Origin of the sequence: Ulvibacterium sp. (genome assembly GCF_028285715.1) — a bacterium.
Lineage (GTDB): Bacteria > Bacteroidota > Bacteroidia > Flavobacteriales > Flavobacteriaceae > Ulvibacterium.
This window is the reverse complement of the sequence record NZ_JANQOO010000020.1, coordinates 202,933-220,948: the sequence shown is the minus strand read 5'-3', so window position 1 is coordinate 220,948 and position 18,016 is coordinate 202,933. Positions and strand designations below refer to the sequence as shown.

Sequence of the window (18,016 nt, the reverse complement as noted above, 5' to 3'; positions counted from 1 at the left end):
AAAAACAATACGACCATGTTTCGAAATTATCTAAAGACAGCTTGGAGAAGTCTCATTAAAAATAGGCTTCAAACGATTATAAATCTTTTAGGCCTAACCGTGGGTACGGTGTGTTGCCTCAGTATCTTGGCCCATGTAAATGCACAATTCGGGTACGATACCCATCATGAAAACGCTTCCGATCTGTATCGGGTAAGAACAAAGACCAAAAGCATACAGAACAATAGCATAGATTCTGATTTTGGTACGGCCAGTCCCCCAATAGCGTTCGCCCTAAAAGAGGATTTCCCGGAAGTATCCGAAGTATGCCGCATCGTTTATTTTGGAGAAGGCAATGAGCAATTGTTGCGGGTTTCGGACAGCGAAGAAGGGTATTTTGAACCTAGGGGATATGTGGCCGATTCTACTTTTTTTAAATTATTTAAATATCCTCTTTTGGAAGGCAATGGGAACGAGGCCTTAAAAGCGCCGAGCAGTATGGTACTTTCCTCTAGCTTGGCCCAAAAGCTCTTTGGGACCGAAAGCGCATTGAATAAAACATTGGTTTTGGGAGCAGGAGAGGGGCAAATGAATATTACCGTGACCGGAGTCTTCCAAGAAGGCATCCATAAGACGCACCTTGATCCCAATTATATCCTAAGCATGACCTCTCCCGGATTAGGGGCCTATGTAAGAAGTGTGGAGAACTATGCGACACAGAATTTTGTACATAGTTATGTAAAACTCGCTCCCGGATCAGATGCCGTAGCCTTGGAGAAAAAGCTCCCGGATTTTTTACAGGACAGGGGCTCTAATGATTTGGCTGCGGCAGGCTTTGACAAAACCTTGTTGTTACAGCCCGTAAAGGACATTCATTTATATTCCAAGGGTATTGAAATGCAGATTCATACCGTTTCCAACATTGAATATTTGTATGCTCTTCTGTTGTTGGCTGGAATCATCCAGTTGGTCGCTTGCATTAATTTTGTGAATCTTAGCACGGCCAGGGCAGGAAAACGGGCCAAGGAAATAGGCGTACGGAAAACGGTTGGTGCCGAAAAGGGATCCCTTATCAAACAGTTTTTGGGGGAGTCTGTACTGTTGTCTTTTATTGCCGTGTTTATTTGTATCCCCATAACTATTTTCTTGTTGCCCTTTATGAATGCCTTGACCGAGGGTAACTTGGTTTTTTCAGATGTCCTGAACTTAAGGATACTAATCCTCCTCTTTGGGGTTGGTCTTGTAACAGGCCTTTTAGCCGGATTTTACCCCGCCCTAGTGCTTTCGGCCATAAAACCGGTAAAGGTCCTTAAGGGAATTATCGACATCAAATCCGGAAATGGGAATTTTAGAAGGGCCTTGGTGGTGTTTCAGTTTGTGGTTTCCATAACCTTGGTTACGGCTGTAATTATTGTAACCCAACAATTAAAATATGCCCAGACCAAGGATATGGGCTTTGATAGGGAAAACTTGTTGGCCATACGTCTGGGTACTGAAGATGCACAGACCAAATTTGATGCCATCCAATCCCAAGTGGCATCCATTTCCGGAGTTTCTCAGGTAGCGGGTACCAATGATTATCCTTCGGCCATAATAATGCGTGATCTGGGCATACACCTGCCTGGACAGGACGATACCAATCAGACCGCTGTGTTCTACAGTGGTATTACCCCGAACTATTTCAATACGGTAGGTACAAAACTGTTGTCCGGTAGACCTCTTCGGAAAAATGACAGCAGCCAAGTGGTCGTAAACAAGGCCACTTTGGATGAGTTCAACATCAAGTTGGAGGATGCCTTGGCATCAAAACTGGTACAAACCTACGAGGGGATAAGTTCCACCTATGAAATTGTTGGCGTTGTCGAAAATTATCATTTCGCTACCTTGAAATCGGCTATTGATCCTATTCTATTGTACAATGACACCAGCCCAGATTGGTTGGTCCTAAAAACGGAAACCAAGGATTTTAAAACCACGTTGGCTCATTTGGAGCAGGCTTGGAGATCTATTACGCCCAATACCCCTTTCGTCTATACCTTTATCGATAAGGAAGTTGAAAAATTGTTCGCCGAGGAGAAACGGTTGGGTCAAATTTCCTTTGTATTTACGCTGTTGGCCATAGTGATCAGCTGCTTGGGCCTTTTTGGTCTAGTATCCTATGTTGCCGAACAGAAAAAGAAGGAAATCGGTATACGAAAAGTACTGGGGGCCAGTGTGAAATCCGTGGTACAGCTCTTGACCAGGGATTTTCTAAAGCTGGTCGGGATTGCTTTTCTGATAGGCTCACCTATTGCCTATTATTTTATGCAACGCTGGCTGGAGGGCTTTACCTATAAAATCGAGATTGAGTTCTGGGTATTTATCCTGGCTGGGGGTTTTGCCCTATTCATTACATTGCTTACCGTCGGTTTCCAATCCATAAAATCCGCAATTGCCAACCCTGTAAAAAGTTTGCGAACCGAATAAAGATCATCCTATGAAGAATATACTGTTTACAGCCTTATTTGGCATCTGTTTTTCTATCGTAATTGCTCAGGATGGGACTAAAGTGCCCTACGGTTACAATGAGAGTGTTGGCCAATATTTTGAAGTCGCCACGGATACCAAACTGTATTATGAAATTTACGGGGAGGGCGAACCGATCCTTATGCTTCATGGAGGGGTCTATGGTTATATTAATGAGTTTGAATTTTTTATCGACTCACTTTCAAAGAACTATCAAGTTATTTGTCTGGCTACCAGGGGACATGTAAAATCCGATATTGGACATGAGCCATTTACCTATGAGCAGCGCGCCAGGGATGCCAAAAAACTTATGGAACATTTGAAAATCGAAAAAGCAAAGGTCATTGGGTTTTCGGACGGAGGCTTCACGGCCTACAGAATGGCGGCCGATTATCCTGAATCGGTTGAAAGGATGGTCGTAATAGGAGCAGGAGATAGCCCAGAGGGATCCGGGGTAAATTATGGATATTCCGAAGAGAAATTAATGAAGGAGGCCGGAGGATATTTCAAAAAACGCCTAGCCGCCATGCCGGAACCGGAACGATGGAACGAAAGCCTACAATGGCTCAATGCACTTTATGAAAATGAAGTGGTGAGCGAAAAGATTTTCAAAAAAATTGAATGTCCCGTATTGCTTATGGCAGGGGATAAAGATCAATACTCAAATCCGGAAACCCTGTTAAAGGCACATGGATTCATAAAGGAATCGTCCTTGTCCATCGTCCCTGGATGTGGCCATGTAGTTTTCTATTGCAATTGGAACGCCGTTTGGGCCGTCGTTGAACCCTTTTTTAAAAAACAGTAATGTTCAGAAATCAACTAAAAATCGCATGGCGGAACCTAAAAAGAAATCCCCTGTTCTCATTAATCAATATCCTGGGACTTTCTACGGGAATGGCCAGCGCTTTCCTCATCTATTTTTGGGTCACGGACGAAACTATGGTGGATAGGTTTCATGCAAACGAGCCCAACCTTTATCAAATCATGATGAGGAGCGAAGAGAACGGTATTGTCAGGGTATTGGACGGAACACAGGGACCTCTTGCTGAGGCCTTGGAAAAAGATTTGCCCGAAGTGGAGCACGCCCTAACCGTTATGGATGGTGGAAAGTTGGGGATGAGTATTAGCTTTAAAAACGAAGAAAATCTGTTTAAAACCGAGGGGCTCTTTGCCAGTAAAACTTTTTTTGACGCCTTTACTTTTCCGCTGATCCGTGGCACTGCCTCTCAGGTACTATCCGACAAAGATGCGGTTGTCATTTCCGAGAATTTTGCCATAAAACTATTCGGATCGGTCGAAAACGCTATGAATCGCCCAATGGAATATAATATTTTTGGGAATGGACATTCTGCTAAGGTAACCGGTGTATTTAAAAATGTTCCCAACAATTCAACTTTGCAATTCAATTTTGTGGCCACCCGTAAAAAACTGCTGGAGGACATTTGGACCAATGGCCAGGTATGGACCAATACCGGACCGGACACCTATGTATTTTTGAAACCAAATGTTGATATTACCACCTTTAATTTAAAAATCGAAAGATTCATAGACAAATATGATGAATATAACACGTTCAGTCTTTTTTCTAGAAAGTTCTCCGATACATATCTTAAAGGGAACTATGAGAATGGGGTTCAAAGCGGAGGGAGGATTACCTACGTAAAGCTATTTTCCTTTGTTGCCATGTTGGTTTTGCTCATTGCCTGTATCAATTTTATGAACCTTTCCACGGCAAGGGTCTCCCGTAGGTTTAAGGAAATAGGGATCAAGAAGACCTTGGGGAGTACCCAAAGAAATTTGGTCATTCAGTTTTTGGCGGAGTCCATCTTCATTACCTTTCTTTCATTGGTATTGGCTCTGTTATTGGTCATTTTACTTATACCGGTCTTTAACTTTATTACGGGAAAAGAGCTTGGCATGAATTTGATTTTCCAACATATGTCCATCCTTCTTTTGGGTACACTAGCAACAGGATTTATATCCGGTAGCTACCCTGCATTTTATTTGTCCGGTTTTAGTCCGTTGGCAACCTTAAAGGGTAAATTTCAGGGGAAAGGCACGGAACTATTTGCCCGTAAGGGCTTGGTGGTCTTTCAATTTATGGCATCCTTGGTATTGATCATATCGGTATTGATCATTAACGACCAAATAAATTTTGCCCTTAGCAAACCCATGGGGTATCAAAAGGATAATTTGATTCATTTCGATCTTGAAGGAAAAGCCTATGAGAATGCACCGGTATTGTTTGATGAGATTGAAAAAATTGAGGGGGTAGAAAGTATAGGTGGCCTAAGCGAATCCCTTATTAGTGAGGATGGCGGCTCTTCTACGTATGGTATTGATTGGCCCGGGAAAGCGGAAAACCTGGAAATTGATTTTGTACTTCGCCGGATAGATGAAAATCTGATACAGACCATGAACATTGAAATGTTGGAAGGGGGTGCATTTACGGCTGAATTGGGATCTCCTGAAACCTATCTTGTACTTAACGAGGAAGCCATACGATTAATGGGCCTAAAAGATCCCGTGGGCAAAAAAATACAGCTATGGGGCGAGGATAAGACCATTTTAGGGGTAATGAAAAACTTCCATACGGCTTCGGTAATGCAGCCCATTTCCCCTGTGGTATTTAGGTACGGTTCCAATCTCGATTTGGCCATGGTCAGAATACGGCCGGGCACTGCGGCAAAGACCATTGAAAGCCTTAAGCAAATCTACACTAGCTTTAACCCCGGTTTCAATTTTAGCTTTGGCTTTCAAGACCAATCGGTAAATGCACAATATCTTACGGAACAACGTATTTTAAGCCTCTCCAGATATTTTGCCTTTTTGGCTATTTTTATTTCCTGTCTGGGCTTGTTTGGCCTTGCCGCATTCAATACGGAATTAAGGACTAAGGAAATCGGAATTCGTAAAGTATTGGGATCTTCTTCGCTCGGAATTTTAAAACTGCTGTCCACTGATTTTATGAAATTGATTATATGGGCCATTGTCCTCGCAATACCCATTGCATGGTACGCTATGAATGATTGGTTGTTACAGTTTGCCTATAGGATTACGGTGGGTTGGTGGGCCTTTGCGGTATCCGGCATTTTGGCCATATCCATAGCAATGCTTACCATAAGCTTTCAAGCGATTAAAGCGGCCAATGCAAACCCCGTTAAAAGTTTGCGTACCGAATAGATAGTGTATACATTGAAACCAAACAATTGGAAAACACAAAATAATAGAAAATGAAAACAAAACAACTAGCCGCCCTTGTATTGGTCTTTTGTACGATTGGACTGAAGGCCCAAATAACCTTTCCCGCAGATGGGAACAAGAAAGCCTCCGTCTCGGAGTTTATTGGGATTACCGAAGTCAAAATCACGTATTCCCGGCCCGGGGTAAAAGGCCGGGAAGGTAAGATTTGGGGCACTCTGGTCCATTACGGATTTGCAGATTTGGGATATGGTACCAGTAAGGCGGCACCTTGGCGTGCAGGGGCCAACGAAAATACCACCATTGAATTTTCCTCGGACGTGTTCATAGAGGACCAGCCCTTGGCAAAAGGCAAATATGGATTTTTTATCGCTATGGGCCAGGAAAAAGGCACTCTGATCTTTTCAAAATTCAATACCGCTTGGGGTAGTTTTTATTATAAGGAAAAGGACGATGCCCTTCGCGTTGAGGTTCCGGTGCAAAAGCTGGATGAAAGCGTGGAATGGTTAAAGTACGAATTTAACGACCAGACCAAGAATAGTGCCGTGGTTTCCTTGCAATGGGAAAAGGTAAAGATTCCCTTTAAGGTCTCCGTTGACTTGAATGAAGTGCAAGTAGAGACTTTTAGAAGAGAGGTGGATTCCGGTATTTTTTATCGCTATTGGCAAAACCTACACATGGCGGCCAATTATTGTCTCGTAAACAATATCAATTTGGAAGAGGCCCTGGATTGGGCCGATCGCTCCATAAACTCCTATTTTGGGGAATCCAATTTTAAGACTTTGTCCACCTATGCCGGCTTGCTTGGAAAGCTGGGCCGGGAACAGGAGGCGGATTCAATCATGCAAAAAGCCTTGCCCATGGGTACGGCCCAGGATTTGTTTTCGTACGGCATTGGTCTAAATAAAATGGAACAACATGAAAAGGCCTTAGAAATTTCCAAAACAAATTATGATCAAAACCCCGAGGATGTGTATGCCCATTTGGGGATGGTGAGTGCCCACTATCATCTGGGCGATAAAAAGAAGGCCTTGAAATTTTGTAAATCGGCACGGGGAAAAACCACGAATCAGATGTTCCTATCCTATATCGAAGGCCTGGTCAAGGACATCAATCAAGGCAACGAAATTTTTAAATAGACGGGAGCTACATGTTAAAACATCACATAAAAATGGCTTGGAGGAACCTTTTGCGCAACAAAGGGTATTCGGCTATAAACATTGGCGGCTTGGCCATGGGCATGGCTGTGGTTATGCTAATAGGATTATGGGTCCATGATGAATTTACCTTTAATAGCTACCATAAAAACAATGATCGAATTGCCCAAATTTATGAACGTGCCGAAAATCAGGATAACGGTGAAATCCAGGTAAGTAATGCCATGATGCATGTAACCGGAACCGTTTTAAAGGAGAATTACCAGGACCACTTCAAACATATTTTAAGAGCTTTTTGGGTTCTTGATTATACACTGGGCACCGATGGCATGACATTTACCCAAACCGGGGAATTTATAGAAGATGGGGCCTTGGAAATGCTTTCCCTTACCATGGTCGAAGGTACACACACCAGTTTGGAGAAAACCAATGCACTGGTCTTATCCGAATCCGCGGCCTTGACCCTTTTTGGGAAAGAGGACCCTATGGGGAAGCCCATAAAAATAAACAACAGCATGGATGCTGTAGTGACCGGCATCTATGAGGACCTACCCAAAAACACCAGTTTTGAAAATGTACAGTTCTTTGCGAATTGGGATTTATTTGAGGCTCAGGATCAAGGCATAGCAACTTCCAGGGATACCTGGGACAATTATTCCTATAATCTGTATGTTGAACTGAAACCCGAGTCCAATTTTGAAGTAGTGGACAAAGCTCTTAATCATTTCTTTATCGATTATGCCCCAAAGGAATTTACCAGGTTGGAGAAGTATCATCCTAAATTGTTCATGCATACCATGGACAAGTGGCACCTCTACGCGGAATTTGAACAAGGTAAGGCCACCAAGGGTCGCATTACCTTTGTTTGGCTTTTTATCGGGATAGCTGTATTTGTACTTTTTTTGGCCTGCATCAATTTTATGAATCTCAGCACAGCTCGGTCCGAAAAACGAGCCAAGGAAATAGGGGTCAGAAAAGCAGTAGGGTCTGGGAGAAAACATTTGATATGGCAATTTTTGGGAGAATCCCTTTTGGTTTCCGCAATGGCCCTGCTATGTGCCGTCGTATTTGTATCGATTTCCCTTCCCTGGTTCAATGAAATTGCGGATAAGAACGTGGGGATTCTATGGGGTAGTCCTTGGTTTTGGTCTATAGTCTTGGCCTTTACACTTTTAACAGGCTTATTGGCTGGAAGTTACCCTGCCTTGTATTTATCCTCATTTACTCCGTTAAAGGCATTTAGGGGAGCATTTAAGGCTGGCTCGTACACCTTTGTGCCACGCAAGGTTTTGGTAGTATTTCAGCTTTCGGTATCCATTGTCCTGGCCATTGGGACTATAATTGTTTTTGGCCAAATTCAATTTACTCAGGATAGGCCCATTGGTTATGATCATAGCCATTTAATTACCGTGGATATGAACAATCCGGATTACGACGGAAAATACAATTTACTACGTACCGAACTAAAAAATACAGGAGTAGTAGAGGAAATGGCACAATGTTCCTCCCCGCTTTCTGCATCGTATACAAGCTGGGGTGGATTTGATTGGCAAGGCAAAGATCCAGACAGGGATACAAATTTCAATGTCTTTCAAGTGACCCATGATTATGGGGAAACCATAGGATGGGAATTTGTGGAGGGCCGGGATTTTTCAAGGGAATTCGCCTCGGATTCCACTGCCATTGTCATCAATGAACGTGCGGTGGAGTATATGGATCTGGAAAATCCTGTCGGCACCTACATTTCTAGGCAGGGCCAACCTCTACAGATTATTGGCGTTACCAAGAATATGATTACGGATTCTCCCTATAACCCTGTAAAACAGGCCGTATTTTTCCTCAATTATACGAATACCAATTTTGTCCATATCAAAATAAAACCTGATGTAGGAACCCAATCTGCCATCGCTCGGATCGCATCGGTATTTGGCCAGATAGTTCCCTCGGCAAACTTTGACTACAAATTTGTAGACCAGGAATATGGGCGCAAATTCGAATCCGAACAACGGTTGGGCAATCTGGCCGGTGTCTTTACCCTTTTGGCCATTTTCATCAGTGGTTTGGGCCTTTTTGGTTTGGCTTCGTTTATGGCCGAACAACGGACCAAGGAAATCGGGGTACGGAAAGTGCTGGGGGCTTCTGTATACAATCTATGGCATATGCTTTCCAAGGATTTTGTGGCCTTGGTACTTATTTCCTGTTTCATTGCCATACCTGTTGCGTATCATTTTATGGGAAGATGGCTACAGGGCTACGAATACCGGGTAAATCTTTCTTGGGAGGTATTTGGTCTTGCCATATTTGGAGCGCTGCTGATTACCTTATTGACTGTAAGCTTTCAGGCCATAAAGGCGGCAAATGCCAATCCTGTGAAAAGTTTACGGACGGAATAAATACGGACGTAAGATCATAGATTTAAGACGTAAGATCGCAGGTTTGTCATTTGGGAACAAAGGTAAAGTACAATTGGGGGACCTAGGAAATAAAAACAAGGAGTATGTATAGAAATTATCTAAAAATTGCTTGGCGCAACCTTTGGAAAAACAGAGGGTATAGTGCATTGAATATTTTTGGTTTGGCCATTGGAATCACCTGTGCCGGCTTGATATTGCTTTGGGTGGAGGACGAAATAAACTTCGATAGTGTTTTCCCCAAACAGGAACTTGTGTACTACGTGCCCACAAACAATCGGTTTGAAGGTCAGTGGCGTACATTTTATCAATCCACCCCCGGACCTTTGGCACAGGCAATGAAAGATGAGATTCCCGGAATAGTAGGTAGTGCTAGGACAACTGGGGAAAATCTTTTGTTCACGGTTGGCGAAAAGGGCATTAACAGGTTCGGTAGATTTGTGGACCCCGATTTTTTGGACATGTTCAGCCTTTCCTTTATTGAGGGGGATGCCGCCACCGCCTTTGATGATTTTGATGCCATTGTGATTTCCAGGGAGACGGCCGAGCAACTTTATGGACGGAATACTACTGCCCTGGGCAGAGTGGTCCGGGTGAACAACGATACAAATTACCGTATTACAGGGGTTTACGAAAATTTGCCCAATAACGTGTCCTTTGGTTTTCAATGGGCGGCTCCTTTTGAAAGGTATGCGCTGGGCAAGGAGTGGATGAAGGAATACCGGAACGGTTTTGCCGACACTTTTGTAGAGCTTTCGCCGAAAGCCGATTTTGAAATGGTAGATGCCAAAGTACGCGAATTAATTCCCTCAAAAATAGGGGAAGAGGACAGATATGCCTTTCTCCATCCCATGAAGGATTGGCGTTTAAGATCTAATTTTGAGAATGGGAAAAAAGTAGGTGGTCAAATTGTCTATGTCCGGTTGTTTTCCTTTATCGCCCTGATTATTTTATTGATTGCCTGTATCAATTTTATGAACCTTTCCACGGCAAGAAGTGAGAAAAGAGCCAAAGAGGTAGGGGTTCGCAAAGTTTTGGGTTCTGGTAGGAGGAAGCTAATGGTCCAATTTATGGCCGAGGCACTGATTACCACATCCTTGGCGGCCCTGGCCAGCATCCTGTTCATTTGGATCCTGCTGCCCGAGTTCAACACTCTCATTGGAAAACAACTTCAACTTCCTCTGTTTGATGTAGCCCATTTACTTCCACTTTTGGGCATTACCTTTATTTGTGGTCTCACTTCGGGCTGGTACCCGGCATTTTATCTATCCTCTTTTAAGCCTGTTGAAACCATGAAAGGAGTGAAAGCCCAGGAAGGAAGCGCTCCCCTGCTACGTAAAGGACTAGTCATTGCCCAATTTACGGCTTCCATAGTATTTATTATTGGCACCATTGTGGTCTACCAACAAGTACGACACGTAAAAAGTAGGGAAATGGGGTATGAACTGGAGAATCTTGTTCAACTTCCGGTAAATGGGGATGTACTAATGAATTTTGGACCCATTAGACAGGAAATGATATCCACTGGTGCTGTTGAAAACGTAGCCTTGATGAATAGTAACATACTTTTTGGGGGTAATAACAGCTCCGGCCTTCAATGGGAGGGCGGCAAGGATACCGGGGACGTACTTATTTCCCAAAGATATATAAGTGCTCACTTTTTCGATACCGCGGGGATGGAAATTTTGGAAGGTCGTGGTTTTACTAACGATATTGGAACGGATAGTGAAAACGTCTTGATTACCCAATCCTTTTCAAAACTAATGGGCACGGGAAGTGCCATTGGCAAGCGAATACGTAGGAACGATACCGAATACACCGTGATTGGGGTAGTAAAGGATTATTTATATGGGGATATGTACGGGTCGAGCGATCCGGTCATGTTCTATAACAATCCCGAATATACCGGGAATATGTACGTGAGAATCAAGTCCGGTGTTCCTATGGCCAAGGCCCTTGCAGCAATGGAAGACGTAATGAAAAGACAGAACCCGGCCTTTCCCTTTGAATATGAATTTGTGGAAGACACCTTTAATGCTATCTTCACTAGTGAACAACTTGTAGGCAATCTTTCACGATCGTTCGCTCTTCTTGCTATCATCATTTCCTGTTTGGGCCTTTTTGGATTGTCGTCCTATACGGCTGAACAGCGACGAAAGGAAATTGGAGTACGCAAGGTCTTGGGAAGTAGTGTGGCTGGAATCGTCAAATTGTTATCAAAGGATTTCATAGGGCTGGTATTTATAGCCCTGCTTATCTCCGGACCATTCGCCTGGTGGATGATGCAAAAGTGGCTGGAAGGGTTTGCTTATCGCATTGAAATTAATGGATGGGTGTTTTTGATTGCCGGTTGCATTGCCATTTGTATTGCCCTATTGACCGTTAGTTTACAGGCCCTAAAAGCGGCAAATGCCAATCCCATAAAAAGTCTGCGGACGGAATAAACCCCGTATCACCCTGAGCGCAGTCGAAGGGAAAAGGGGATTGTACTAAAAACTAAAGATTGGATTTATTAAGAGAACGAGAGCCATGTTTAGAAACTATTTAAAAATAGCTTGGCGTAACCTTTGGAAAAACAAAGTATTTTCCTTGATCAATATTGTAGGACTTTCCATTGGGTTAAGTGCCGCTTTTGTTATTGGGACAATCATCTATTTCGATTTAACCTTTGATAAATTCCATCCGGATGGTAATCGTATTTATCGGGTTACCACTGAGTTCACTTCGCCGGATGGCAATTTTTACAATCCGGGTGTATCCGTGCCGCTGGGGCAGGCCCTCAAGGAGGAGCTGACCGGTATAGAAACCGTAAGCCCCTTGTATACAATTTCCATGCATCAGGTGGAGAATGTCGAAACCGAAACACTATTTAAAGACCCTGAAAATGTAATTCATACAGACAGCAATTACTTTCAGTTGTTTCAGTATAAGTGGTTGGCAGGAGATGTAAACAAAATCCTGTCAAACCCAAATGAAGTAGTGTTGACAAAAAACAGGGCCAAAAAGTATTTCCCAGACCTATCACCCAATGAAATTGTGGGTAAAGTATTGATATATAATGACACCATACCTTTAAATGTCAGTGGTATTGTTGAGAATTTTAAGGACCGGAGCGACCTCATTTTTGAGGAGTTTATTTCGTACAAGACGATAGGGGACAATGGACTGAAGAATAGATTGGGGAGCACAAACTGGAACAGTACGAACAGCGCATCACAGCTATTTGTAAAACTAAACAAAAATGCAGATGTGGTATCTGTTCAAAGACAGCTAGATCTTTTGGCTGCGGAACATCTTGATGAAGAAATGGTGGCATTCGGCCAGAAAAGGAGATTTTATCTACAACCTTTGGCCGATATCCATTTTAACCCCAATTATGGAACATATGACTATACCAGAAGCCAGGCCAGTAAGCCCGTTTTGATTAGTTTAGCCTTTGTTGCTTTGTTCCTACTTCTTTTAGGCTGTATCAATTTCATTAATTTGAATACGGCCCAAGCCACACAACGTGCCAAGGAAATCGGTATTCGCAAAACCCTTGGAGGTTCTAAAAAACAACTGGTTTTCCAGTTTTTGGGAGAGACTTTTCTATTGACCGTTACCGCCGCCGTTGTGTCCTTGTTTTTTTCATCTTGGTTAATACGGGTATTTTCCGACTTTATTCCCGAAGGGGTGAGCTTTGGACTTTTTAAAAGTCCGGTATTGATTGTTTCGGCGATCCTTTTAATGTTCGTATTAACCTTGTTATCCGGATTTTATCCTGCCTTGGTGCTTTCCCGTTTTAAACCGGTGTCAGTGCTTAAAAATCAAGTTTTACCAAGTAGCGATAAAACTTCCCTCCGAAAGTATCTTACCGTCTTTCAATTCGTTATTGCACAAGTCTTTATCATTGCTACGGCATTGGTCGGTAAACAGATCCACTATTTGATGACCAAGGACATGGGATTTAAGACCGAGGCCATTGCATATTTGAGGACGCCTTACAATGAGCCTTCAATCGACAAAAGAATCCGCCTTTTGGAAAAGCTAAAAACAGACCCTCATATACAGGACGTTGTCTTGGCTGGAAATCCACCGGCCTCTGGAAGCACTTTTTCTTCCTCGATTGTTTATCGGGATAGGGAAAATGAAGTGCAGGCCAGTATACAATTGCTTTATGGAGACAGCGACTACAGACGACTCTATGAAATACCTTTATTGGCAGGGAGGGATGTGTTGAACGATACCATTAAGGAGTATGTCATCAATGAAACCTATATGAAGCTTTTAGGCTTTAAGAAACCTATGGAGGCAATAGGCCAATCCTTGATATTGGGAAGAGAGCCATATCCTATAGTTGGGGTGATGAAAGACTTTTACCAACGTTCCTTACGAACCGCCATTAAACCCATGGCCTTGATCGGTGATTGGGAACGGAGCAGACATTCACAGTTCAACACGATTCATTTTTCCATTGGAGGGAACAAGTCATCAGACTTGACCAGTGACATCGCCTTAGTCGAAAAGGCTTGGAAATCCATTTATCCCGATTACGATTTTGATCCTAGGTTTATAGATGATACCGTTTCAAGGTTCTATGAACAGGAACGCAAAACCTCAGCCTTATTAAAATGGGCCACCGGCCTTACTATCCTAATCAGTTGTTTAGGCCTCTTGGGCCTTGTCATCCACACAACGGAGCGCCGGACAAAGGAAATAGGAATTCGGAAAGTATTGGGTGCCTCATTGGCGCAGTTAAACCTGTTGCTTTGTAAGGAATTTTTAGTCTTGGTAGGTATTGCCTTCGCCATAGCCACACCCATAGCTTGGTGGGGCCTGGACTATTGGTTACAGGGTTTTGCCTATAAGACGGCCCTAAGTTGGTGGGTCTTTTTTCTGGGCGGAATCACTATGCTGTTCATTGCTATGGCAATTATCAGAATTCGTACGATTGCCGCTGCCAATGCTGACCCCATAAAGAGTTTGAGGACGGAATAAACAAGATTTAAGATATAAAACCAGGGGCCCGTATTTTGAGAGTAGGGACAAAGTATACCAGGAAAACCTAGGCAATAGAATTAAGGATTATGTTTAGAAACTATCTAAAAATCGCTTGGCGTAACCTTTGGAAAAACAGGTTCTATTCCGCTATAAATATTGTGGGGATTACGGTCGCTATTACCTGTTTACTTTTTGCATTGATTTACTGGAACGATGAGCGTAGTTTCGATGATTTTCATACCCATAATCCAAACTTATATCGAATCACCACAAACTTAGTCGAACATAAAGGGGCCATTGCCCAAACCGTAGGTACAACGGGTCAAGTACAGGGACGGGCATTCAAGGAGGCCATACCTGAAATCAAAAAGTATGCCCGTGTCATGGGGGGTCAAATTAGCAGTGAAGTTTCTGCAGGGGAGAAAACCCTTGGCCTTAACACACTTTTTGTTGACACCAATTTTTTTGAGGTCTTTACTTTTCCCTTATTAGATGGAGACATGCAAACCGCGTTGAACGAGGTAAACGCTGTTGTACTTTCTGAAACTACGGCATTGCGACTTTTCAATACTACGGATGTAGTGGGCAAAGTGCTACATATGAAATCAAACCCTTCCTATCAGCGATTAAAAAAACCGTTGGTTATTTCGGCAGTAGCAAGGAATCCTCCCAAAAACTCTTCCATTCAATTTGATATTTTACTGCCATTCAGCTTTCTTGAACTTGCTTTTGTAGACACAAACTGGCTAAATGCGTATTTGGGAACCTTTGTTGTTTTGGAACCTTCGGCGGATTTCAAAGCGATACAACAAAAATTTAATCGTGTATTTGCCATCCACGCCAAGGATCAGGTGGAACAGAACATTGCGCGCTATGGCTTCGATTCCAAAATCAATTATGGCTTGCAGAATATGCTGGACGTTCACCTGACCCCGCTCCTGAGCGACAATGATTTCAATGGTGAATCCGGGATTGTTAATACAAGCAACCCCTTATATTCCATTGTTTTTATTGCCATTGCCTTGTTGATCGTATTCATGGCGGCCATTAATTTTATAAATATAAACATTGCTTCGGCCATAAACAGGGCCAAAGAAATTGGGGTTAGAAAAATAACCGGTGGCAACAAGACTCAAATTATTACACAGTTCCTTATGGAATCGGGCCTGCTTTGTGGAATGTCATTGCTACTTTCCCTATGTGTCCTAAAAGTGTTGACCCCATTTTTTAACACGCTTACGGATAAGCAGTTTGTATTTGCGGAAATACTGAATCTCCACGCGGGGATCTTTTTAATTTTAATTTTTGGATCGATTGTTTTACTTACCGGACTCTATCCGGCTTTTGTCCTTTCCAAATTAAATCCTTCGGAGGTGCTTTATAACAAATTGAAATGGAGCAGCAGGAATTTAGCCGGACGTGGATTGGTTGTTTTTCAATTCTCATTGGGTATATTTTTGCTCATTGCGGCCATTGTATTCCATGACCAAATGGATTATATACGAACCAAGGATTTGGGCTATAATCCCAACCAAATCGTTACCACTTCCATTTCAGGGAACAGGGATCATGCCGCTATCGGCAAGGTATTGAAACAAGAATTGTCCAAAGAATCGGCAATACAATCAATCTCGTATCGTCATAATTATTTTTCTGGGGGTGTACTTGTAAATAATAGACAATTGGAAACTCAGTTTAGGAGGGTCGATGAAAACTATTTGCCGGATGTTGAAATTCCAATTCTCTTGGGGCGGAATTTCTCTCCTGATTTCACGACCGACCCGACAAAATCAGTTATTGTAAACGAGACATTTGTACAGGAGAGCAATTTATCCGATCCAGTGGGAAAATCGATAAGCTTAATTGAGAATGATGAAGGTCAACAGAGGAAAACCATAATCGGGGTGGTGAAGGACTTTCATTTTGGTTCGCTCAGGGAGCCTATCAAACCAATGGTTATGTCCATGCTGCAAGCCCCATATGGGAAAATTTTGGTCAAATTTCAACAGTCAAGGCAACAGGAGGCTATTCAGGCATTGGAAAAGGGGTACAAGACCATTATGCCGGATGCCGTCTTTACCTATGATTTTTTGAGTGATTTGAACGCAGAACAGTACAAAAGGGAGCAGCAATGGCAAAAACTGGTCAATATAGCCACCGTTCTGTCCCTGATCATTTGTTGCATTGGATTGTTGGGTATGGCCCGCTTGTCAATAAATCAACGTATTAAGGAAATTGGGATTAGAAAAGTTTTAGGGGCAACGGTTTCACAAATCGTGGGGCTTCAAACGACCAATTTCCTGAGATTGATTGGTATTGCTTTTGTAATTGCGGCTCCTATCGCTTGGTTAATGGCCGATTCATGGCTTCAAAATTTCGCATATCGTATAGAGTTGTCATTTGGGTTGTTGGTCTTGGCAGGAGCAATATCGATATGTATTGGTACGGTAACCGTAAGTTTTCAAGCTATAAAGGCGGCCAGTACAAGCCCTGTAAAGAGTTTGAAGGCCGAATAAAGCCATAAAAACATAGCGGGACACCTTGTAGCTCTAGACAGAAATGCCGAAATTAGTTGCGTTAATCCTATGAACCTGTCCGGTTAAAAAGTGAACGAGGATGTGTACGCGATTTATACAAAAAATAGTTTTCGAAATATTGGTTTTATCTACTTTCACGGCCCTTGGGCAAATACCACCGGTAAATAAAAATGCCACTAAGGAAGCCAAGGCCCTTTTGCAGTATATCCACACCCTGGATGGGAAGATCCTATCCGGACAACATAGTTACAATCACGAACCGAAGCGGTATTATGATCGGGCCCGGGAGATCAGTGGAAAATACCCGGCCGTGTGGGGAACCGATTTCTATTGGAGCGGTTCTGAGGACCCGGGGGAAGGGGTAGTCCAGGAAGCGATACGAAAGTATAAGGAAGGCGCTATAATTACGCTAATGTGGCACGTGGGCAAACCTACGGACGATGCCCCATTTCCATGGAAAAAAAGCGTGCAGGGCGAAATTTCAGATATCGAATGGAAAGACTTGACCACCCCTGGAACTAACTTGCACAAGAGATGGTTGGCACAGGTGGATCATGTGGCCCATAGTCTTAAAAAGCTGCAAGAGGCCAATATCCCAGTATTGTGGCGACCTTATCATGAAATGAACGGGGTTTGGTTTTGGTGGGGCGATAAAAAAGGCCCGGAAGGGTTCTCCAAGCTTTGGAAACAACTGTTTATGCGCTTGGTAGAGCACCATAAGTTGAACAATCTTATATGGGTATGGAATGCCAATGGCCCTAGGGACATTCCTGAAGATGAGGCCTTTGATTATAAGGACTACTATCCCGGACATGAATATGTTGATATTCTGGCCACGGACGTATACCATTCCGACTATGAACAGAAGGATTACGAGCAATTATTGACCTTGGCAGAGGGCAAACCTATCGCTCTGGGGGAGGTAGGGACACTTCCCAAAATCAACGTCCTGAAGGCACAACCCCAATGGTCCTGGTTCATGATATGGTCCAATTGGCTGGAGACTGCCAATAACGAAGACCAGGTAAAGGATGTCTATGACTACGAAAAAACCATTGATAGGGAAAATATTGGGCTTCGAAAATAATCCGGAATATTTATCCGATAGAACTTACCGAACATTCCTTTTATCACCCCTGTGCTAAATAGCGGTCTTAAATACCCCTACCTCAGGGAAAGTATTCTAACCGGTTAAAAGATGACATACGCCGTTTACATGACGAAACATGGAGAACGGAGACCTTGC

At 43.1% G+C, this 18,016-nt stretch carries 9 protein-coding genes; all 9 read left to right on the top strand.

Translation table 11 applies throughout. From position 1 onward, the window contains the following. Nucleotides 1-15: 15 nt before the first annotated feature. The 9 genes from Q0993_RS12505 to Q0993_RS12465 all read left to right on the top strand — a co-directional run bounded on the left by Q0993_RS12505 (nt 16) and on the right by Q0993_RS12465 (nt 17,857). Entirely contained in the window at nt 16-2,445 is a 2,430-nt protein-coding gene (locus Q0993_RS12505; RefSeq protein WP_299533479.1) for an ABC transporter permease, read from the top strand. Nucleotides 2,446-2,455: 10 nt separating this feature from the next. Beyond that, nucleotides 2,456-3,289 carry an alpha/beta hydrolase gene (locus tag Q0993_RS12500; RefSeq protein ID WP_299533478.1) on the top strand — a complete coding sequence of 278 codons (834 nt, stop codon included), beginning with the start codon at nt 2,456-2,458 and terminating at the stop codon, nt 3,287-3,289. After that, entirely contained in the window at nt 3,289-5,667 is a 2,379-nt protein-coding gene (locus Q0993_RS12495) for an ABC transporter permease (RefSeq protein ID WP_299533477.1), read from the top strand. Before Q0993_RS12500 ends, Q0993_RS12495 begins: the two co-directional genes overlap by 1 nt. A gap of 50 nt (nt 5,668-5,717) precedes the next feature. Next, nucleotides 5,718-6,824: a DUF2911 domain-containing protein gene (locus tag Q0993_RS12490; RefSeq protein WP_299533476.1), complete on the top strand. Its 1,107-nt coding sequence runs from the start codon at nt 5,718-5,720 to the stop codon at nt 6,822-6,824. 32 nt (nt 6,825-6,856) lie between these two features. Further along, nucleotides 6,857-9,235 (top strand): ABC transporter permease, encoded by a 2,379-nt coding sequence (locus tag Q0993_RS12485; protein ID WP_299533475.1) that lies wholly within the window; start codon nt 6,857-6,859, stop codon nt 9,233-9,235. Between the two features lie 104 nt (nt 9,236-9,339). Then, entirely contained in the window at nt 9,340-11,697 is a 2,358-nt protein-coding gene (locus Q0993_RS12480; RefSeq protein ID WP_299533474.1) for an ABC transporter permease, read from the top strand. A gap of 85 nt (nt 11,698-11,782) precedes the next feature. Further along, nucleotides 11,783-14,230 (top strand): ABC transporter permease, encoded by a 2,448-nt coding sequence (locus Q0993_RS12475; RefSeq protein ID WP_299533473.1) that lies wholly within the window; start codon nt 11,783-11,785, stop codon nt 14,228-14,230. 89 nt (nt 14,231-14,319) lie between these two features. After that, entirely contained in the window at nt 14,320-16,749 is a 2,430-nt protein-coding gene (locus Q0993_RS12470) for an ABC transporter permease (RefSeq protein WP_299533472.1), read from the top strand. A gap of 100 nt (nt 16,750-16,849) precedes the next feature. Beyond that, nucleotides 16,850-17,857, top strand: a complete 1,008-nt coding sequence (locus Q0993_RS12465) for a glycosyl hydrolase (protein ID WP_299533471.1) — start codon at nt 16,850-16,852, stop codon at nt 17,855-17,857. The last annotated feature ends 159 nt before the right edge of the window (nt 17,858-18,016 follow it).